18 protein-coding genes are annotated in these 18,961 nt (G+C 64.9%); 9 read left to right on the forward strand and 9 right to left on the reverse strand.

Features of this window, described 5'->3' with window-relative positions; translation table 11 throughout:
• Positions 1–53 precede the first annotated feature (53 nt).
• The 3 genes from argF to tpx all read right to left on the reverse strand — a co-directional run bounded on the left by argF (position 54) and on the right by tpx (position 2,740).
• Positions 54–980, reverse strand: coding sequence for an ornithine carbamoyltransferase (gene argF, locus G579_RS0105025; protein WP_028989299.1), 927 nt, complete (start codon positions 978–980; stop codon positions 54–56).
• Positions 977–2,152, reverse strand: a complete 1,176-nt coding sequence (locus tag G579_RS0105030) for an aspartate aminotransferase family protein (RefSeq protein WP_028989300.1) — start codon at positions 2,150–2,152, stop codon at positions 977–979. The genes argF and G579_RS0105030 overlap by 4 nt, the downstream gene beginning before the upstream one ends.
• 81 nt (positions 2,153–2,233) lie before the next feature.
• Positions 2,234–2,740, reverse strand: coding sequence for a thiol peroxidase (tpx, locus tag G579_RS0105035; protein WP_038018299.1), 507 nt, complete (start codon positions 2,738–2,740; stop codon positions 2,234–2,236).
• 188 nt (positions 2,741–2,928) lie between these two features.
• On the opposite strand from tpx, the gene G579_RS0105040 reads away from it, so the two are divergent.
• Entirely contained in the window at positions 2,929–3,546 is a 618-nt protein-coding gene (locus G579_RS0105040) for a superoxide dismutase (protein WP_028989302.1), read from the forward strand.
• Positions 3,547–3,605: 59 nt separating this feature from the next.
• On the opposite strand, the gene G579_RS0105045 is transcribed toward G579_RS0105040, so the two are convergent.
• From G579_RS0105045 to G579_RS15985, 3 genes are all read right to left on the reverse strand, one after another.
• Entirely contained in the window at positions 3,606–6,671 is a 3,066-nt protein-coding gene (locus G579_RS0105045) for an efflux RND transporter permease subunit (protein ID WP_028989303.1), read from the reverse strand.
• The gene (locus G579_RS0105050) at positions 6,668–7,750 is read right to left on the reverse strand and encodes an efflux RND transporter periplasmic adaptor subunit (RefSeq protein ID WP_038018302.1); all 1,083 of its coding nucleotides are present in this window, start codon (positions 7,748–7,750) and stop codon (positions 6,668–6,670) included. The genes G579_RS0105045 and G579_RS0105050 overlap by 4 nt, the downstream gene beginning before the upstream one ends.
• 63 nt (positions 7,751–7,813) lie before the next feature.
• On the reverse strand, positions 7,814–8,458 hold the full coding sequence (locus G579_RS15985) for a TetR/AcrR family transcriptional regulator (protein ID WP_051180899.1): 645 nt from the start codon (positions 8,456–8,458) through the stop codon (positions 7,814–7,816).
• Between the two features lie 138 nt (positions 8,459–8,596).
• On the opposite strand from G579_RS15985, the gene G579_RS0105060 reads away from it, so the two are divergent.
• The 5 genes from G579_RS0105060 (at position 8,597) to G579_RS15990 (ending at position 15,720) form a co-directional block, all read left to right on the forward strand.
• Positions 8,597–9,925 (forward strand): TolC family outer membrane protein, encoded by a 1,329-nt coding sequence (locus tag G579_RS0105060; RefSeq protein WP_028989305.1) that lies wholly within the window; start codon positions 8,597–8,599, stop codon positions 9,923–9,925.
• Positions 9,926–10,113: 188 nt separating this feature from the next.
• Complete coding sequence (pdhA, locus tag G579_RS0105065) at positions 10,114–11,088, forward strand: pyruvate dehydrogenase (acetyl-transferring) E1 component subunit alpha (RefSeq protein ID WP_028989306.1); 975 nt, start codon at positions 10,114–10,116, stop codon at positions 11,086–11,088.
• Complete coding sequence (locus G579_RS0105070; protein ID WP_028989307.1) at positions 11,085–12,065, forward strand: alpha-ketoacid dehydrogenase subunit beta; 981 nt, start codon at positions 11,085–11,087, stop codon at positions 12,063–12,065. Before pdhA ends, G579_RS0105070 begins: the two co-directional genes overlap by 4 nt.
• 153 nt (positions 12,066–12,218) lie before the next feature.
• On the forward strand, positions 12,219–15,209 hold the full coding sequence (locus G579_RS0105075; protein WP_028989308.1) for an FAD-dependent oxidoreductase: 2,991 nt from the start codon (positions 12,219–12,221) through the stop codon (positions 15,207–15,209).
• A 55-nt stretch (positions 15,210–15,264) separates the two neighbouring features.
• Positions 15,265–15,720, forward strand: a complete 456-nt coding sequence (locus tag G579_RS15990; protein ID WP_230973795.1) for a phosphate-starvation-inducible PsiE family protein — start codon at positions 15,265–15,267, stop codon at positions 15,718–15,720.
• A 12-nt stretch (positions 15,721–15,732) separates the two neighbouring features.
• On the opposite strand, the gene G579_RS0105085 is transcribed toward G579_RS15990, so the two are convergent.
• Positions 15,733–16,350 (reverse strand): hypothetical protein, encoded by a 618-nt coding sequence (locus G579_RS0105085; RefSeq protein WP_028989309.1) that lies wholly within the window; start codon positions 16,348–16,350, stop codon positions 15,733–15,735.
• Positions 16,351–16,713: 363 nt separating this feature from the next.
• On the opposite strand from G579_RS0105085, the gene G579_RS18555 reads away from it, so the two are divergent.
• Positions 16,714–16,833, forward strand: coding sequence for a DUF3149 domain-containing protein (locus G579_RS18555; protein ID WP_162142971.1), 120 nt, complete (start codon positions 16,714–16,716; stop codon positions 16,831–16,833).
• 107 nt (positions 16,834–16,940) lie between these two features.
• Here G579_RS18555 and G579_RS0105100 read toward each other — a convergent pair whose 3' ends face one another.
• Entirely contained in the window at positions 16,941–17,447 is a 507-nt protein-coding gene (locus G579_RS0105100) for an RNA pyrophosphohydrolase (protein ID WP_028989310.1), read from the reverse strand.
• Positions 17,448–17,639: 192 nt separating this feature from the next.
• Here G579_RS0105100 and G579_RS0105105 point away from each other — a divergent pair, with 192 nt between their 5' ends.
• Positions 17,640–17,939 (forward strand): hypothetical protein, encoded by a 300-nt coding sequence (locus G579_RS0105105; RefSeq protein WP_028989311.1) that lies wholly within the window; start codon positions 17,640–17,642, stop codon positions 17,937–17,939.
• A 44-nt stretch (positions 17,940–17,983) separates the two neighbouring features.
• Here G579_RS0105105 and G579_RS0105110 read toward each other — a convergent pair whose 3' ends face one another.
• Complete coding sequence (locus G579_RS0105110; RefSeq protein WP_028989312.1) at positions 17,984–18,373, reverse strand: metallopeptidase family protein; 390 nt, start codon at positions 18,371–18,373, stop codon at positions 17,984–17,986.
• A gap of 226 nt (positions 18,374–18,599) precedes the next feature.
• Between G579_RS0105110 and G579_RS0105115 the strand changes: the two genes are divergently transcribed.
• On the forward strand, positions 18,600–18,803 hold the full coding sequence (locus tag G579_RS0105115) for a cold-shock protein (RefSeq protein ID WP_028989313.1): 204 nt from the start codon (positions 18,600–18,602) through the stop codon (positions 18,801–18,803).
• Positions 18,804–18,961 lie beyond the last annotated feature (158 nt).

Here is an 18,961-nt window from a genome sequence, read left to right on the forward strand (position 1 = left end):
TGATGCACTCCTGAAATCCGATTTTTCCAGCGGGCGCGCGCCGCGCGCGCCCGTCACATCCGTTCCGCAGCCTGCGCGCCCAGCAGGAACTCCATCAACGCCTTTTGCGCGTGCAGGCGGTTCTCCGCCTCGTCCCAGACCACGCTCTGCGGGCCGTCGATCACCTCGGCGGTGACTTCCTCGCCCCGGTGAGCCGGCAGGCAGTGCATGAAGACGGCCTCCGGCCCGGCCCGCGCCATCAGCGCGCCGTTGACCTGGTAGGGCGCCAGGATCAGGCGCCGTTCGGCCGCCTCCTCTTCCTGCCCCATGCTGGTCCACACATCGGTGACGATCAGGTCCGCGCCGCGCACCGCCTCCTGCGGATCGGCGACGATCTGCGCCGCGTCGCCGACCGCGGCCAGAATCCCGGCATCGGGCCGGTAGCCCTCCGGGGTGCTGATGCGCAGGGTGAAGCCCATGAGGCTGGCCGCCTCGATCCAGGAGTGCGCCATGTTGTTGGCGCCATCGCCCAGATAGGCCACCACCCGGCCCGCCGGATCGCCGCGCTGCTCCATGTAGGTCATGAGGTCCGCCAGCAGCTGGCAGGGATGGTGCAGATCCGTGAGTCCATTGATCACCGGCACGCGCGAGTGCGCCGCGAAGGTTTCCAGCTTCTCGTGGGCGAAGGTGCGGATCATCACCAGGTCCACCATGCGCGACAGCACCCGGGCGGTGTCCTCGATGGGCTCGCCGCGCCCGAGCTGGGTGTCGCGCGGCGACAGGAACAGGGAATGCCCTCCGAACTGCGCCATGCCCACCTCGAAAGACACGCGGGTACGGGTGGAGGACTTGTCGAAGATCATCGCCAGTGTCTTGCCGACGAAGGGCGTGTGGCGCTCGCCGGCCTTGAGCATGGCCTTGAGCTCGATGCTCCGGGCCAGAATCTGCCTGAGCTCGGCCGGGCTCAGGTCGCGCAGGGTGAGAAAGTGGCGCATGCTCATAGCCCCTCCTCCAGCAGCGTGCCGAGCGTCTCCACCAGCAGGTCCGCCTGCTCTTCCGTGAAAATGAGGGGGGGCAACAGGCGGATGACCCGCTCCGCCGTCACGTTGATCAGCACCCCCCGGTCCAGGGCCCGCTGCACGATGGAGGCGGCCGGACGCCCCAGTTCGATGCCGAGCATGAGTCCCTGCCCGCGGATCTCCTTCACGTCCAGGATGCCCGCCAGGCGCTGGCGCAGCTTGTGCCGCAGGCTGGCGCCGGTGCGCTCGGCGCGGGCCGGCAACTGCTCCGCCCGCATGGTGTCCAGCACCGCCTGGGCCGCGGCGATGGCCAGTTGCCCGCCGCCGAAGGTCGAGCCGTGCTTGCCCGGCACGAAGAGCCGCGCCACCTCGACGCGGGCCAGCAGGGCGCCGATTGGCACGCCGTTGCCCAAGCCCTTGGCCAGAGTCATGACGTCGGGCCGCAGGCCGGCATAGTGCTGAAAACCAAAGAACTGCCCGGTGCGGCCCATGCCCGTCTGCACCTCGTCCAGCATCAGCAGCCAGCCGTGGCGGTCGCACAGTTCGCGCAGGCCCGGCAGGAAGCCGGCGCTCGGCAGGCGCACCCCGCCCTCCCCCTGCACCGGCTCGACCAGCACGGCCACGATATCCGGGTTGGCCCGGGCCAGGGCCTCCACGGCCGCCAAGTCGTTGTAGGGGCTGCGCACGAAGCCGCTCACCAGCGGCTCGAAGCCCTGCTGGATCTTGCGGTTGCCGGTGGCGCTCAGGGTCGCCAGGGTACGGCCGTGAAAGCTGCCGTCGAAGACCAGGATCTTGGGTTCGGCCACCTGCCGCACCTCGTGGCCGTAAAGGCGCGCCAGCTTGATGGCCGCCTCGTTGGCTTCGGCGCCGCTGTTGCAGAAGAACACCTGGTCCAGGCCGGACAGCTGGCACAGGTCGGCCGCCAGCCGCTCCTGCATGGGCATGCGGTAGATATTGGAGGTGTGGATCAGGGTCTGGGCCTGCTGGCAAACGGCCTGCGCCACCGCCGGATGGGCATGGCCCAGCCCGCACACGGCCACGCCGGACAAGGCATCCAGGTAGCGCTTGCCCGCTTCGTCCCACAACCATGCCCCTTCCCCGCGCACGAAGGCCACAGGCAGGCGCGCATAGGTGTTCATCAGGTGCTCAGTCATATGGCAATACTCGGTACTCATCGGAGCAAAAATAAAAACGGCCCCCGGCGGGGGCCGCACCGCGTTTTCATTCTACATCAATCACAACAAGGCGTTAACCGCTGCCATCGCGGCCTCGTAGTTGGGGTGATCGGTCAGTTCCGGTACGTACTCCACGTAGCGGATCACATCGTCCTTGTCCACCACGAAGACGGCGCGATGATCCAGGCCGTGCTCCTTGATGTAGACACCGTATTTATAGCCGAAATCATTGTCCTTGTAATCGGACAGGAAGGTTACGTTCTTGATGCCGGTCACCTCCCGGAAGCGGGTCTGCGCGAACGGCAGATCCTGGGAAACCACCAGCACGGCCACATCCCTGTCGCTCAGCGTTTCGTTGAATCGCGTGGCCTGCTTGGCGCACACGGGCGTATCCAGGGACGGCACCGAGGAAATCAAACGCAGCCGCCCGGCCCAGCGCTCGCTGGAGACATCCTCCAGGCCCACGCGGGCGGTGAACACCGGCGCCTTGTCGCCGGGCTGCAGCCGGGGACCCAGCAGGGTGATCGGTGCGCCTTGCAAGGTCACTTCGTTGGAACGCTCTTGCATGAATTCCTCCAAAAACGGAAATGGAAATCGGATGTCACGCGTTCAGCCAAAGCACAAGAACTTCTGCCATTTTACTGCGAAAAACCACTGGCGGGCCACCGCATCCGCATTCGCGTTGCCAGTGACGGAGCGTACTCCTATAATACCAACCCCGTCTTCACCCAACCCGTTATCTCCCGGAGGCTACCATGTTTGAATACACCGTACGAGAAGAACTCAAACCCAGCGGTCTAAACGGCATCTCGGACGAGCAGATCGAGGATCATTGGGGCCTGTACAAGGGCTATGTCGCCCAGAGCAACGCGCTGCGCAAGGAACTGGCGGACATGCGCGCCAACGGCCAGAGCGGCAGCATGGCCTATGCCGACCGTCGCCGCCGCTATGGCTTCGAGTACAACGGCATGGTGCTGCACGAGTACTACTTCGGGCACTTGAAGGCGGGCGTGAACCTGAACCCCGAATCCGGCTTCGCCAAGGCGGTCGCCGCGCAGTTCGGCAGCCTGGACGCCTGGAAGACCGATCTCATGAACACCGGCAAGACCCGCGGCATCGGCTGGGCCGTCACCTACTACGACCCCACCACCGACCAGATCAGCAACCACTTCATCCAGCTGCACGAGGACGGCAACGTCGCCGGCTTCCAGCCGCTGGTGATCCTGGACGTCTTCGAGCACGCCTACATGGTGGACCACAAGGCTGCCGGCCGCCCGGCCTACATCGAGGCCTTCATGAACAACATCGACTGGGACGTGGTGGAACAGCGCTACCAGACCGCCAAGAAGGGCGAAATCTTCAAGCGCTACTGAGCGCCGCCCCCGCAGGCACAAAGGCCCGGCTCATGCCGGGCCTTTTTTGTGGCCGCGCTTCACTCGGCGCGGCGGCGGCGCGCCTCCCAGCGGGCTTTGCCGCCCTCCATCAGCGAGTACACCGCCGGCACCACCACCAGGGTCAGCAGGGTCGAGGTGATCATGCCGCCGATCACCGCCACCGCCAGCGGCCCATTGGTATCCGCACCGGCGCCCAGACCGAGCGCGGCCGGCAGCAGCGCCAGAATGATGGTCAGCGAGGTCATCAGGATGGGCCGCAACCGGATCGGCCCGGCCGCGCGCAGCGCCTCGTCGATGCCCTTGCCCTCCGCCCGGAACTGATTGGTCATGTCCACCAGCAGGATGGAGTTCTTGGCCACCAGGCCCACCAGCAGGATCAAGCCGATCATCGAATAGATGTTCAGGCTGTGCCCCGTCAGCCACAGGGCCGCGATGCCGCCGATCATGGCCAGCGGCTGCGCCATCATGATGATGAAGGGCTGCAGGAAGGAATTGAACTGGCTGGCCAGCACCATGTACAGCAGGATCGTCGCCATGGCGAAGGCAAAGAGAATATAGCCGACCGTCTTGCCGAACTCCTCCGCCTGGCCGAGAAACTTGACCGAATAGCCGGTGGGCAGCACCTCCTCGCCGGCCGCCTTGACCAGATTCACCGCCTCGCCCAGGGGCATCTTGGGCGAGCCGAAGAAGGTGGCCGCGTAGCGCAGGTCATAGCGGCCGATCACCGCCGGGCCCAAGGTTTCGTCGAAGCGGGCTACGGTATCCAGCCGCACCATCTGTCCGTCCTTGCCGCGCAGATAGATCTGGCTCATGTCCGCCGGCTGCTTGAAGTCGGACTCGACTGCCTTCAGGCGGATGTCGTAACGCTCGCCGTCGCCCGGATCGTCGTTGTACTTGGCCACGTCCAGGCCGCCGGCCAGCACGTTGGCCGCGAAGGCCACGTCGCGGGTGGACAGGCCGAGGCTGGCCGCCCGCACCCGGTCCACCTCCAGCTTGAGCTGCGGCAGATCGAGCTGCAGATCCATGTCCAGGCGGCCGATGTCGGGATTGGCCGACAGGCGCTCCTGGATCTCGCGACTGTAGCGGGCCACCTCCTGCAGGTTGGGACCGCTGACCACGAACTGCAGCGGCTCGCCGCGCTGGCCGGCCACGATGGGCACCGGCGCGGCGAAAGCGCGGGCACCGGTGATCTGCGCCAGCTGCCGCTGGATCTGGGGAATCAGATCCTGCTGGCGGATGTCGCGCTCCTCGCGCGGCACCATGCGCACGAAGGCGAAGCCCTGGTTCACCTGGCCCGCCTGCCCGAGGCCCACGGCGGTGAAGTAGCTTTGCACCGCCTTGTTCCGGGCGAGCACCTGCTCCACCTCGCGCAGCTTGTCGCTGGTGTACTCGATGCTGGAGCCGAGCGGCGTGCGCACGAAGACCAGGAAACGGCCCTCGTCCTCCTCGGGCACGAAGCCCTTGCCGATGCGGGCGAAGAAAAAGGCGCTCGACGCCACCACCAGGATGGTGAGCAGAATCACGCCCCAGCGATGCCGCAGGCCCAGGCTCAGCAGGCGGCCGTAGGTCCGCTCCATGGCCAGAAAGGCATTCTCCAGGGCGTTGTACACGCGGCCGTGCTGCTTCTGCACCGCCAGGAAGCGGGAGCTCAGCATGGGCGTCAGGGTCATGGACACGAACCAGGACACCAGCACGCCAAAGGTCACCACCACCGCGAAGGACTGGAAGAAGCGACCGATGATGCCGCCCATGAAGATCACCGGCGCGAAAATGGACACCAGGGTGAGGGTGGCCGCCATCACCGCGAACATCACCTGATTGGTGCCGTTCAGGGCGGCGCTCACGGGGTCCGGGTCGATGTGCTCGCGATGGCGATAGATGTTCTCCAGCACCACGATGGCGTCGTCCACCACCACGCCGATCAGCAGCAGCAGCGCGAGCATAGTCATGGAGTTGAAGGTATAGCCGGCGAAATACATGACCGCGATGGCGCCGAAGAGCGACACCGGGATGGCCAGCGAGATGATCACCGTGGAGCGGAAGCTCTTGAGAAAGAGCCAGACCACCAAGGCCGCCAGCAGCGTACCGAGGATCAGATGCTCCTCCAGGGCGCGGATCAGCTCCAAGATGAAGACGGAATTGTCCACAGCAATGGAAATGGTCATGCCGGGCGGCAGATCGGGCAGGATCTCCTCGTTCAGGCGCCGCTTCACCTCGTCGACGATGGCCACCGTGTTGGTATTGGCAATCTTGACGATACCCAAGCCCACCGACGGCTTGCCGTTGTAGCGCGCCAACTGGCGGAAGTCCTCCAAGGCATCCTCCACCTGGGCCACGTCGCCCAGGTGGATCGGCGCATTGTCCTTGTAGCCTACCACCATCTGCCGCAACTGCTCCGGATCATGGTACTCCAGATCCAGCTTGATCAGGTTTTCCGTCTTGTCGCCCACCAGGAAACCACCCGGCAACTGGAAGTGCTCCTGCTGGAAGGCGTTGACCAGATCCTGCACCGTCAGCCCGTAGGCCGTCAGGCTGGCCGGCTGGATGTTGACCCGGATGGTGCGGTCGCGCCGGCCGCCGATGCGCACTTCACCCACGCCGTCGATGGTCTCCAGACGCTTCTTCAGCACGTTGCGGGCATATTGATTGAGCTGCTGCTGAGTGCGGTCGCCCTGCAGTGACAACCACAGGATCGGCGAGGACTCCGTCTCCACCTTGGCCACCACCGGCGGATCCGCATCCTCCGGCAACTGGCTGAGGATCTGGTTGACCTTGGCCTGCACCTCGTTGAAGGCGATGTCCACGTCCTTGTCCAGATCGAAGGTGATATTCACCACGGATACGCCAGGCGAGGAGCTCGACTGGATGTGGTCGATACCCGGCACGCTGTTGACCTGGCTTTCGATGATGTTGGTGATGCTGGCATCGATGACATCCGGATTGGCGCCCCGCAGAGTAGTGGTCACCGACACGACCGGAAAGTCGATCTGGGGGAAACGGTCCAGGCCGAGGCGTTGAAAGCTGACGATGCCGAACAGCACCAGCACAGCCGACAACATGAACGCCAGGACATGGCGCTTGATGGACAGCTCGGGCAAAGTCATTGACGCGCCCCCCGCACGACGACCGGCGCCTTGTCGCTCAGGAAGCCTGCCCCCTCATTGGCGATCGTCTCGCCCGCCGCCAGGCCGGAGGTGATTTCCACCTGGCCGTCGCGGCGGATCCCGGTCTTGACCACGCGCTGCTGGGCACGACCGTCTCTGATCACGTACACCACGTCGCCGGCCGGCCGGCGCACCACGCTCTGCTCCGGCACCATCACCGCATCGGCACGTTCGGCCAGGATGAGTTCGCCGTTGATGCTCACCCCCGGACGCCAGTCGCCCGGATTGGTGACGGCCACGATGACGTCCACGGCCCGACTGGCTACGCTCACCGCCGGGCGCACTTCGGTCACCCGCCCCTCGACCACCTTGCCCGGATCGGTCGGCGCGCTCAGACGCACTGGCAAGCCCGGCTTCAGCTCCCCGGCTAGCGTTTCCGGAAACGGCAGATGCACCCGCAGCTCGCGCAGGCTCACCAATTGGAATAGCGGCTTGCCGACCGTCACGTAGTCGCCCTGGCTCACCATGCGGGTCTGGACCCGGCCATCGATGGGCGCGGTCACACGGGCCAGTCGCAGCTCCCGGCTGGCATTGGCCACCTGCGCCTGGGCGCTGGCCAGTTGCTCACGCAAGACATGCAGCTGAGTCTGGGCATCATCCAGGGTATTGCGAGGAATGTACTGCTCCTGAATCAACTGCTCATAGCGCCCGACAGTGCGCTGCTGATTGGCGATCAAGGCCCGCAGGCGATCGACCTCCGCCTGGGCGGCGCGCAGGGCGATCTGCCGATCCTGGGGGTCCAGTTGCGCCAGCACCTGGCCCTTGCGCACCACGTCGCCTTCATCAGCGGCAATGCGCAGGACCCGCCCGGCCACCTCGGCCGCTACCTGCGGCGCCGATTCGCTGTCCACCTGACCGACCGATTTTTGAATGACCTCGATGTTCTGCGCCTGCGCCTGCACCGTCGTGATGGGCGTGCCTTGCGACCCCTTGGGAGCCTGCTGTTCCTCCTTCTTACCGCAAGCCGCCGCCATCAGGACGACACTCAGGACGAGCGCCCAAGAAGCTGGTCTGATCATGTTCAAATCCTTTGTGGTCGAAGACTGTACAAAGCCGCTCGGCTGCCGCCCGCCGGCACCCGGCTAGCGGGCCGGGGACGGCAATATGCCGTGTAACAGGATATCGATGAGCATATCCGTGTAACGCCGTGGATTTTCCGCGAAGTCCACTTCGGGATAGTGGCGCAGCACGTTCTGCGCCTCGAAAAAGAACACGTCCGCGCCGATCAGCAGGGTGGCCACCATGGCCGGATCCAGATCCGCGCGCAATTCCCCGCTGGCCTGGCCGCCGCGGATGATGCCCACCAGGCGCGCAAAGGACGGGGCGAAGCCCTGCTCCGCCAGTTCCTTGCCGCGCTTCGGCCCCTCCTCCAGCAGCTCCCGCAACACCAGGCGGGCGAATTCGGCGCGTTCCAGCAGGGATGACAGATGGGCGTGGGCAAAGCGGGGCAGGGATTCTCTGAGCGGCACGCCCTGCGCCTCCATGTCGTTGAGCAGACCGCTGGTCACCGAGCAAGCCTCGCGCAATACCGCCATGTAGAGTTCCTGCTTGGTCGCAAAGTGATGATAGATGTTCGCCTTGCTGACTCCGGCGGTCTCCGCGATGGCGCTCATGGAGACGGCACTGAAGCCCTGCTCGGCGAAGAGACTCTCGGCGGCTTGTAAAATGCGGCGCGCGCCATCAGAATTTTCTGCGGCGCCAGCGCCCCTGGAAGAAGGCTTGGCCATAATCGGATGCTCCAATGCCGCCACGCCGCCTGGACGAGCCGTGCGGCAGCATGCAAATAACAAGTCACTCTTGACGAACTGACCGGTCGGTCAGCACACTATACCCACCGGCATTTCCGCTGACAAGAGGTCAAACCCATGCGCATCAAGAACGTGCTTCGGCTCTCTCTGGCCGCGACCCTCGGCTTGGCCTTCCCACTCGCCCACGGGGCAGACCTGTGGACCGTGTATGAGCTGGCCGCCAAGCGGGATCCGCAACTGGGACAGGCACGGGCGCAGATCGCTGTATCCCAGGAAAACCTGCCGCTGGCGCGCGCCGCCCTGCTGCCCAAGGTGGATGCCGCCGCGGGCATCAACCGCCACCGGCTGACCTTGAGTGGCTTCGGACCGGGCACCACCACCCATTTCACCGGCAACAACTACAGCATCACCCTGAGCCAGCCGGTCTTCAACGGCCAGAGCTGGGTCGCCCTGCGTGCGGCCCGGGCGGACATCCGCGGCGCCCAGGCCAACCTGCTGGCGGCCCAGCAAAACCTCATCCTGCGCGTCACCCAGGCATACTTCGCCCTGCTCAATGCCCAGGAGCAGGAGCGCATCGCCCAGAGCGAGAAGAATCGCCTGGAGGCCCTGCTACGCCAGGCCCAGGCCTTTCTGAAGGCCGGCACCGGCGAAATCATCTCGGTGCGCGAAGCCGAAGCGCGGGTCAGCGGCGCCGAAGCCGCGCTCATCCAGGCGCAAAACAACCGCCGCATCGCCGAGCAGCAGCTGTATCGCCTGACCCAGCAGCCGATCACCAGCGTGGCCAGCCTGGCCCAGTTCGAGCCCATGGGCCCGCAACCAGCCACGGTCGGGCCCTGGATCGCCAGCGCCGAGGCCAACCAACCCCTGCTCACCGCCGCCCGCGAGCAGCTCAACATCGCCACCGAGCAGGTGGAAATCGCCCGCCGCGAACGCTGGCCGGTCGTCACCCTGGACGGCGGCTACGTGCACAACAAGGGCGGCTTCACCGGCACCATCAAGACCGACGACTGGTTCGCCGGCCTGAACCTGACGATGCCGCTCTACGATGCCGGCGAGATCAGCGCCCGCACCCGCCAGGCCCGCGCCCGCGCCCAGCAAAGCAGTTATCAACTGGAAGATCTCCGCGACGAGATCCGCCTGAATACCGAGACCGCCTTCCTGCGGCTGCAGGACAGCATGGCCACCCTCAAAGCCCTGCAGGAGCAGGTGCGCAGTGCCCAGGTCAGCCTGGAGGCCACCCGCAAGGGCCGCGAGATCGGCACCCGCACCAACGTGGACGTGCTCAACGCCGTGCAGGCCCTCGCCAGCGCCGAGCGCAATCTCAACGATGCCCGCTACAATCATGTCCTGGCCCGCGTGCAGCTCAAGCAGGCCGCCGGCGTGCTGACCGAAGACGATGTGCGCGCCCTCAACGCCATGCTGGCGGAACAGCAACCCTCTTCATAAAAATCAATCCTTTCAGATGCTTGCGAAACCCCTGGGGCGCCGGCGCTCGCGCCCCGGCTTGACGCACCTGCGGTTCCATCCGATGATATGCCGTTTTTCGCAGTTGGCGAAAAACAAACCAGCTTTGCTCCAGGAGGGTGCGAGCCGTAACCGGACGCTACCGTCCGCGCATATCATTAGGGAGAACTATGGACGCCGCAGATCAGAAACGCCTACTGCGCGAAATGCTTTTTGCGCGCCGCTTCGAGGAGCGCTGCGCGGAAGCCTACCATGAACGTAAAATCGGTGGCTTCCTCCATCTGTACCCGGGCCAGGAGGCCTGCGCCATCGGCGTGCTGGAGGCCGCCCGTCCCGGCCACGACTACGTCATTACGGGCTATCGGGATCACGTCCACGCCATCAAGGCCGGCGTGCCGGCGCGCGAGGTCATGGCCGAACTCTACGGCAAGGAAACGGGTTCCTCCCGCGGGCGTGGCGGCTCCATGCACATCTTCGATCCCGACTACAACTTCATGGGCGGCTACGCCCTCGTGGGCGGCCCCTTCCCGCTGGCGGCAGGTCTGGCCAAGGGCATCAAGATGAAGGGCACCGACCAGATCTCCATCTGCTTCCTCGGCGAAGGCGCCAACAACCAGGGCACCTTCCACGAGACCATGAACATGGCCAAGATTTGGAATCTACCCGTGCTGTTCGTCTGCGAGAACAACCACTACGGCATCGGCACCGCCGACTACCGCTGCACCGCCGTGACCGACCAGTACAAGCGCGCCGCCGCCTACAGCATCGAATCCAGCCAGCACGACGGCCAGGACATCGAAACAGTCATGGAGGCCGCCCGCAAGGCCGTCGACCACGTGCGCTCGGGCCAGGGCCCCTATTTCCTGGAGCTGCTCACTTACCGCCTGCGCGGCCATTCCATGTCCGACTCCGGCGCCTACCGCAGCAAGGAGGAAGTGGAGCAGTGGGCGCGCCGCGATCCCGTCCTGCTCTACAAGAACAAGCTCGTCGAGCGTGGCGTCATCAGCGAGGACGACTATCAGGCTATGGAAAAATCGGTGCTGGACGAAATCGAAAACGACATTATCAAGTTCGCCGAGGAAAGCCCCGAACCGCGGGTGGAGGACCTGGGGAAATACGTGTTGGTCGAAGGGGGTTGCAAATGAGCGAGATGATGTACTGGCAGGCCATTCAGCGGGCCCACGATGAAGAGCTGGCCCGCGACCCCCTGGTCTTCGCCATGGGCGAGGACATCGGCGTGGCCGGCGGCACCTACAAGGCCACCCAGGGCCTCTACGCCAAATACGGTCCCGAGCGGATCATCGACACGCCCATCTCCGAAAACTCCTACACCGGCATCGGCATTGGCGCCAGCATGATCGGCTGCCGTCCCATCATCGAAATCATGAGCGTCAATTTCGCCTGGCTGGCCATGGATCAGATCATCAACGTGGCCGCCAAGGTCCACTACATGTCCGGCGGCCGCATCAAGGCCCCGGTGGTGGTCCGCATGCCCGGCGGCACCGCCCACCAGCTCGGTGCCCAGCACTCGGCGCGCATGGAGAAAGTGTTCATGGGCGTTTCCGGCCTGCGCGTGGTCACTCCCCGCGATCCCCGCGACGCCTACGGCCTGCTGAAGAGCGCCGTACGTTGCGACGACCCGGTGGTGATCATCGAACACGAACTCATGTACAACATGAAAGGCGAGGTGCCGGACGAGGAATACTTCACGCCCCTGGAAGGCGCCGAGGTGATCCGTCCCGGCAAGGACGTCTCCCTGTTCGGCTACAACATCAGCGTGCACTGGGCGCTGGAAGCCGCCGAGTTCCTGGCCAAGCATCACAACATCGACTGCGAAGTGGTCGATCTGCGCGCCCTGAAGCCGCTGGACCGCGCCGCCATCAAGACCAGCGTGGCCAAGACCCACCGCGCCATCGTGGTGGAGGAAGACGAGGCACCGTGCGGCGTGGGCTCCGAAGTGATCGCTATTATCAACGAAGAGGCCTTCTTCGAGCTGGACGCCGCCCCGGTGCGCATCCACGCCGCCGACGTGCCCATTCCCTACAATCACAAGCTGGAAAAAGCCGCCATTCCCAATGCCTCGCAAGTGGTGCATGCGGTGCTGCGGATGCTCGGCAAGTAAGTAGTCATCGCGGGCGGCGCCGCGGCTTGATCCCGCTGCCCCCGCTCACGCTGCCAGGCAGCGTGAATCCAGTTTTCCAAGTCTTGCAGACAGCGGGCCCCGTCTTTCCGCACAGGTTGGCGGTCCGCTGACAGCTCACTAAAAAGGTGTAGCATGGCCGAAGCTTATGTCATCAAGATGCCGCAGCTGTCCGACACCATGACCGAAGGCGTGGTGGTGTCCTGGGAGAAGCAGCCGGGCGACAAGATCAATCGCGGCGACGTGGTCGCCACCGTGGAGACCGACAAGGCCATCATGGACGTGGAGGTGTTCCGCGAAGGCTACCTGTCCGGCCCCTTGGCCGCCGTGGACAGCGTCGTGCCCGTCGGCGAAGCCATGGGCTACCTGGTGGCCACGCCGGAGGAAGTGGGCCAAGTGGCTCCCGGCGGCGCCGTGGCCATGGCCGAGCCCACCCCCAACACCGCGGCCCCGACTGCCGCGCCCGCCGCTGCGCCGGCGGAGGCGAGCTATACTATCAAGATGCCGCAGCTGTCCGACACCATGACCGAAGGCGTGGTGGTGTCCTGGGAGAAGCAGCCGGGCGACAAGATCAATCGCGGCGACGTGGTCGCCACCGTGGAGACCGACAAGGCCATCATGGACGTGGAGGTGTTCCGCGAAGGCTACCTGTCCGGCCCCTTGGCCGCCGTGGACAGCGTCGTGCCCGTCGGCGAAGCCATGGGCTACCTGGTGGATCATCCCGAGCAAGTGGTCAGCGAGTCGGTGAAAGTGGCTGGCGCGGCCAAGGCGCCGGAAACCCAGGCGACAACCCAGTCCTCCGCCGCGCCATCCAAACCGGCATCCGCGGCCGCCCCGATCCTGACCGGCGGCAAGCCGGCTCCGCGCCCGGCGGGCAAGCTCGCCACGCCCTACGCGCGCAAGCTAGCCGGCGGCCTGAATGTGAACCTTGCCGGCCTGAACGGCAGCGGTCCTCAGGGCCTGATCGTCGGCAACGACGTGCTGCAAGCCCGGCCGGGCCAAGCAGCCGCCGCCCCCGCTGGCTGGGAGCTGCCCGAGATCCAGGTGCCCGGCGAAGGCCGGCCCATGAGCGCCATCGAAAAGGCGGTCAGCCGCAGCATGACGGCGAGCCTCACCATGCCGACCTTCCATGTGACCGTCAACGTGCAGCCCGAGGCGCTGATCCGCGCCGCCAAGGCCAACGGCGTGTCCGTGACCGTGGCCATCGCCAAGGCCGCCGCCGAGGCGCTCAAGCTGCATCCCCTGGTCAACGCCGCCTATCAGCCGGTGGACAAGATCGTCGAGCGCGACTTCCAGGATATCGGCATCGCCGTGACCGCCGAGGGCGGCGGCTTGGTGGTACCGGTGCTGCGCAATGTCGGCGCCCGCGACGTCCAGACGCTGCACCAGGAATGGAACGGCATCGTCGAACGGGCGCGCAAGCGCCGCCTGGCTCCCGAGGAGTACGCCAACCCCACCTTCACGGTTTCCAACATGGGCATGTACGGCGTCGCCCAATTCGACGCCATCGTCACCCCCGGCACTGCGGCCATCATCGCCATCGCCGCCGCCGGACCCAGCGGCATGCCCATCACCATCACCGCCGACCACCGGGTGGTCAATGGCGCCGAGGCGGCCGCCTTCCTGGTGGATCTCAAGCGCGTCATCGAGCAGCCGGAGTCCTGGCTCGGCAGTCCCGGTCCGGCCATCCCGGCGGGCGACTACGACTATCAGGTGGTGGTGATCGGCGGCGGCCCGGGCGGCGAGGACTGCGCCCGCGAACTGGCCGAGCACGGCATCAAGGTGGCCATGATCAACAATGCCCCCCTGCCCGGCGGCGAGTGCCTGTGGCGCGGCTGCATTCCGTCCAAGGCTTGGCGCGCGGCCGCCGACCGCATGCGCGACCGCCATCATGACGCTCTGCTGGGCATTGGGAACACCGACCGTCCCGAGCTCGATTGGGAGCGCCTGGAGGCCCACCGCAAGCAGGTCCTGCAGACCCGCGGCGAAATGGCGCTGAAGACCGACAAGGGCATGAAGATCGCCGTGCTCGAAGGCTTCGCCAGCTTCACCGGCCCCCATGGTGTCCGCATCGAGGGCAAGGACGCTGGCGAGATCAGCTTCGGCGCCGCCGTCATCGCCACCGGCGCCCCGACCTTCGTGCCGCCCATTCCCGGCGCGGCCGAGGGCCTGCAAAGCGGCGGCGTCGTCACTTCCGACACGGTCTGGAACCTGGCCTCCCCGCCCCGCCGCCTGTGCGTGATCGGTGCCGGCGCCATCGGCATGGAAATGGCGCAGATCTTCCGCGACTTCGGCGCCGAGGTCACCGTGCTGGAAGCCCAGGCCCGGCCCCTGGCCGAAGTGGAAGCGGAGATCGCCACCACCCTGGCGAAGCTGCTCTCCGCCGAGGAGCGCATGCAGATCCTGACCAGCGCCAAGGTGCAGGCCATCGACGGCCAGCCCGGCGCCATGCGCGTGCGCTTTGCCGACGGCGAAGGCCGCGAGCAGCGGCTCGACTGCGATCTGGTCCTCATGGCCACCGGCAAGCGTCCGCAGACCGATGGCCTGAATCTGGCCGCCGCCGGCGTGCAGCTCGGCGAGCGCGGCGCCATCGCCGTGGATGCCGGCGGCCGCACCAACGTGCCGCACATCTACGCCGTCGGCGACGTGATCGGCGGGCTCATGCTGGCGCACACGGCGGGCCAGCAGGGCCGCGTGGCGGCCTCCAACCTGCTCGGCCACCCGGCCAAGTACGACGAGGCCAAGGATTGCGGCGTGATCTTCACCCGGCCCGAAGCCGCCTTCGTGGGCCTGTCCGTGGAGCAGGCCAAGGCCCGGGGCCTGGACTGCGCCGAAGTCAAGGTGCCCATGAGCATCGACGCCAAGGCCATGATGACCGGCGAAACCGACGGCCTCATCAAGATCGTCGCCGAGAAGAGCAGCCACCGCATCGTCGGCGTGCACTTCCTGGCCGACCACGCGGACACCCTGATCGGCGAGGCGGTCATGATGGTGTCGGCGGGCCTGACCCTGGAGCAGGTGGCCCACGCCATCCATCCGCACCCGACGCAGACGGAGCTCTTCGGAGAGATGGCCCGCCGCCTGCTGTCCCGGCTGCGGCGCAGCGCGGCCAAGCAAGGCGCCTGAGAGCGCTCAACCCAAAGGGCCTTTCGCGGGCCCTTTGCTTTTGGGAGGAACGAAAGTGGATCTGAAAAACCGCACCATGCGCCTTTACGCGCAGCTTCTGGACATCCTCGTCATCGGCCTGATCCTGGTCATGCTGGTGACCCTGGCCATCAGCTTCTACAAGCTGGTCATGGACCTCATGCTGATCTTTCCGGTGGTCGACAGCGCCGGCAAGGGCGTTACCCAGCTGGTCATCAATGTGCTCGGCGTCTTCGTCCTCATCGAGCTGTTCCGCACCTTCACCGACTACGTGGAGTTCCATCGCATCCGCCTGCACGTGCTGGCCGACGTCACCATCGTCTTCATCATGCGCGAACTCCTCATCGGCTTGTACGGCCACAGCCTCGCCTGGCCCGACCTGCTGGCCATCGCCGGGCTCCTGGCCGTGCTGGTGGGCGCCCGTACCCTGGCCATCCGCTACCCGCCGCGCCCGGAAAGCAGAAGCGAGCGGGCGAATACCGGCAACGGCTAGCGCACCACCCCGTCAGCTCTCCAGGACCCGATTGATGGCGGCCTGGATGGCTGCGTCGGCGCCGGGACCGTAGCGGGTCACGCCCGGCTCGAAGCGATCGGTGAAGGCGTACTCGTAATGCAGGTCCTGCAAGCCCAGCACACCGAAGAGCCGGGACTCGGCGGAGTGATCATCCGGGTGGAACACCAGCGTCGGCCAGCCGTCCGCGCCCGGCTCCAGAATCGGTCCGAAGAAGATGGCGCCCGGCTTGTTCTTGAAGCGCAAGGCGCAGGCGCCGGCCGTGCGCCCCGACATGGGCAGGAAGTCCATGGTGCGGGTGAAGCGGGTCTTGTTGTCCAACTCGACATCCATGGGCACCTCCAGCCCCCGCCCCTCATGGCCGTAGGCCACCAGCTTCACGCCAGCCGCCTGCCAGGCGCCGAGATCCTGCGCGCCCAGGCGGCTGGGCAGAAAAAGATAGGCCGGCTCCACGATGGCGCGCAGCTGCGCCAGCCGTTCCGGGGAGAAGCGCGGGGCATTCACCAGGATGCCGCCTGCCTCACGGTCATGGATGTAGTACACGGCCGGACGCTCGTTGCCGCCTTCCACCCAGTATACGCTGCGATCGAAAAAGCTCAGGAGTTCTTGCATAGGCAGGCCATTCTCATTTGCGGGAGATTCGATTTAAAATCAGAGTGGGGTAAAAGACAAGGAGACACACATGCTGAACTTTCTCGATACCGATCTGGGCATCATGAGTCTGGCAGCTTTCGTCGGCATCATTGTCGTACTGATCTCTTTGGCCGTTTTCCTGTTCCTCAAGGCTTCAGGCAAATAGGCAACATTCCGGCCGCTCTCCCGACGCACGGACGGAGGGTTGCCGCCTAGCCTCCCCGCTTCGGGTGCGTTGCACGCCCCCGGCATCGGCACGCCTCTTTACAAAATAAAAATACCTTTATATTTTTTTATCTTGGCAGTATCATGGAACCGCCACAAACACCCAAGGAGGCTACAATGCTGGATGTCCTGTTTAGCACGAGCACTGGAGTGCTGTCGGTCTTCACCGTTGCTTTCGCGGTGGGCATGGTCGGGGTCATGTCGGCCTATTTCGCCATCAAGTCCATGAAAAAGTAAGGCCGAAACGAGAGCGCCCTCCCGGCTCCGGCCAGGAGGGCGCCTGCACCTCCGCAGTCCCCGCCAGAGCGCTTGAAGCGCTCCGCGGCAACATCTCCGCGTTTCCCCTACACGCTCCCGCTACGCACTGCCCAGCGCCCCGACGGCACCGCCTTGCCCAGCAAGGGCGCCAGTTCGCATAGGGCCTGCTGATAGACTTGGCGCTTGAACTCGATGATCTCGTCGATGGGCGACCAGTAGTCCACCCAGCGCCACTCGTCGAATTCAGGCCGGGCGGTGGCCAGGTTGATCTCCTCTTCATCACCGGCAAAGCGCAACAGGAACCAGATTTGCTTCTGGCCGCGGTAGCGGGTGCGCGAGCGGGCACGGTGACGGCTGTAGGGGAGCTCGTAGCGCAGCCAGTTGCGGGTACGCCCCAGAATTTCGACCTTGTCGGTACCCACCTCCTCCTTCAGCTCCCGAAACATGGCTTCTTCCGGGCTCTCGTGGGGGTGCATGCCGCCCTGCGGAAACTGCCAGGAGCGCTCTCCGATGCGGCGCGCCCACAGCACTTCGTCCTTGTCATTGCAAATTATCATCCCCACATTGGGACGGTAGCCGTCTGCGTCAATCATTTTAGCATCCTGTCGTGACCCGTCTTACCGGTCAGCTTGATCTTATCTTTAATATAGCATAACTCCCCTGCGGGAAAATCGCAGCATCCGCTGCCGCAGAGTCAGCCTCGCTTGGCAAAAGCCGGCACAGGATCTATGCTTAAAAGCGCACGAGGAAAGCGCTTGAAACCATCCGGACTGAAGGAGATGTGCATGAAAAAGCTTTTGACCGCCGTTGCCGCGGGCGCGGCGCTCTTCGCCTCCCTGCCCGCGTTGGCAGACCAGGCCAGTGCTGACCAGGCGCTGAAGGAGGCCCAGGCAGCCGTGGCCCAGGCCGACTCCATCCATTATCTGTGGACCACCACGGAGAAACTGATGAAGGACGCCCAGGACGCCTACAAGAAGAACGAATTCGACAAGGCCGAACAGCTGGCGAAGGAGGCCAAGATCCAGGCGGAACTGGCCTATCAGCAAGGACAAACCGAAACCAAACGGGCTCAGGCCAAGCGCTAAAGGCAGCACCCGTTTCATTGAAGTGTTGGCCCGCCCATGGCGGGCTAACTTTTTTCTATCGCCTCCATCTCCGCGTCGGACAGGCCCAAGTAGTGGCCGACCTCATGCACCACCACGTGGCGGACGCAATGCCGCAGATCCTCCCCGGTCTCCTCGCAATAAGCCAGGATGGGCTCACGATACAGGTAAATGGCGTCGGGCAGATTCCCGTAACCGTATTGCCCGCCCCGATCGGGCAAGGGCGTGCCGGTGTAAAGGCCAAGCAGATCGTAAGGATCCTCCACGCCCAGGCTGGCCTGGACTTCGGCGCTCGGATAGGCCTCCACGAAAAAGGCGACATTGCTCATTTGCGCCTGCACCCAATCCGGCAACGCAGCCACCGCCTCCTCGGCTTCATCGAGAAACAGCGCTTCCAGCGATTCTTCATGCTCCATGGCGCATCTCCACAGACAGGCGATTATTTCGTAGAACTAAAGGCTTATTGCTGGAACCACCTTTAAAGGCTAAAAACATATTACCGAACATGCTTCGGGCAACAAGCTGCGGGAGGATAGATTTCGGGTCGGCTGGAAACCGTCATTCGCCGGGGGTACAGCATCCTTCTAATCAGCACTGTTTACAGGCTTTATTGCAACATTCAAACGAGCAAGAGGACGACACATGCAAACCGGTACCGTGAAGTGGTTCAACGATGCGAAGGGCTATGGCTTCATCACCCCCACCGATGGCGGCGAGGACGTCTTCACCCATTTTTCCTCCATTGAGATCAACGGCTTCAAAACCCTCTCCGAAGGCCAGAGAGTCGAATTCGAAGTAACGCGGGGTCCGAAGGGTCTGCAGACCAGCCGAGTGATTCCTCGTTAAAATACTGATTCAAGCCCGTCCCGCCGATGCGGGACGGGCTTTGTTGCATTTGGCGCCGGGTTCGAAAAACCGCCCAAAGCCTGTATTTTCCTGTTGCGATTACCAAGCAGGTTCCACCATGGCCCGCCGCTTCTCGGGCACCCTCCAACAACCCATAT

Source organism: Thermithiobacillus tepidarius DSM 3134 (assembly GCF_000423825.1).
In the GTDB taxonomy this organism is placed as follows: Bacteria; Pseudomonadota; Gammaproteobacteria; order Acidithiobacillales; family Thermithiobacillaceae; genus Thermithiobacillus; species Thermithiobacillus tepidarius.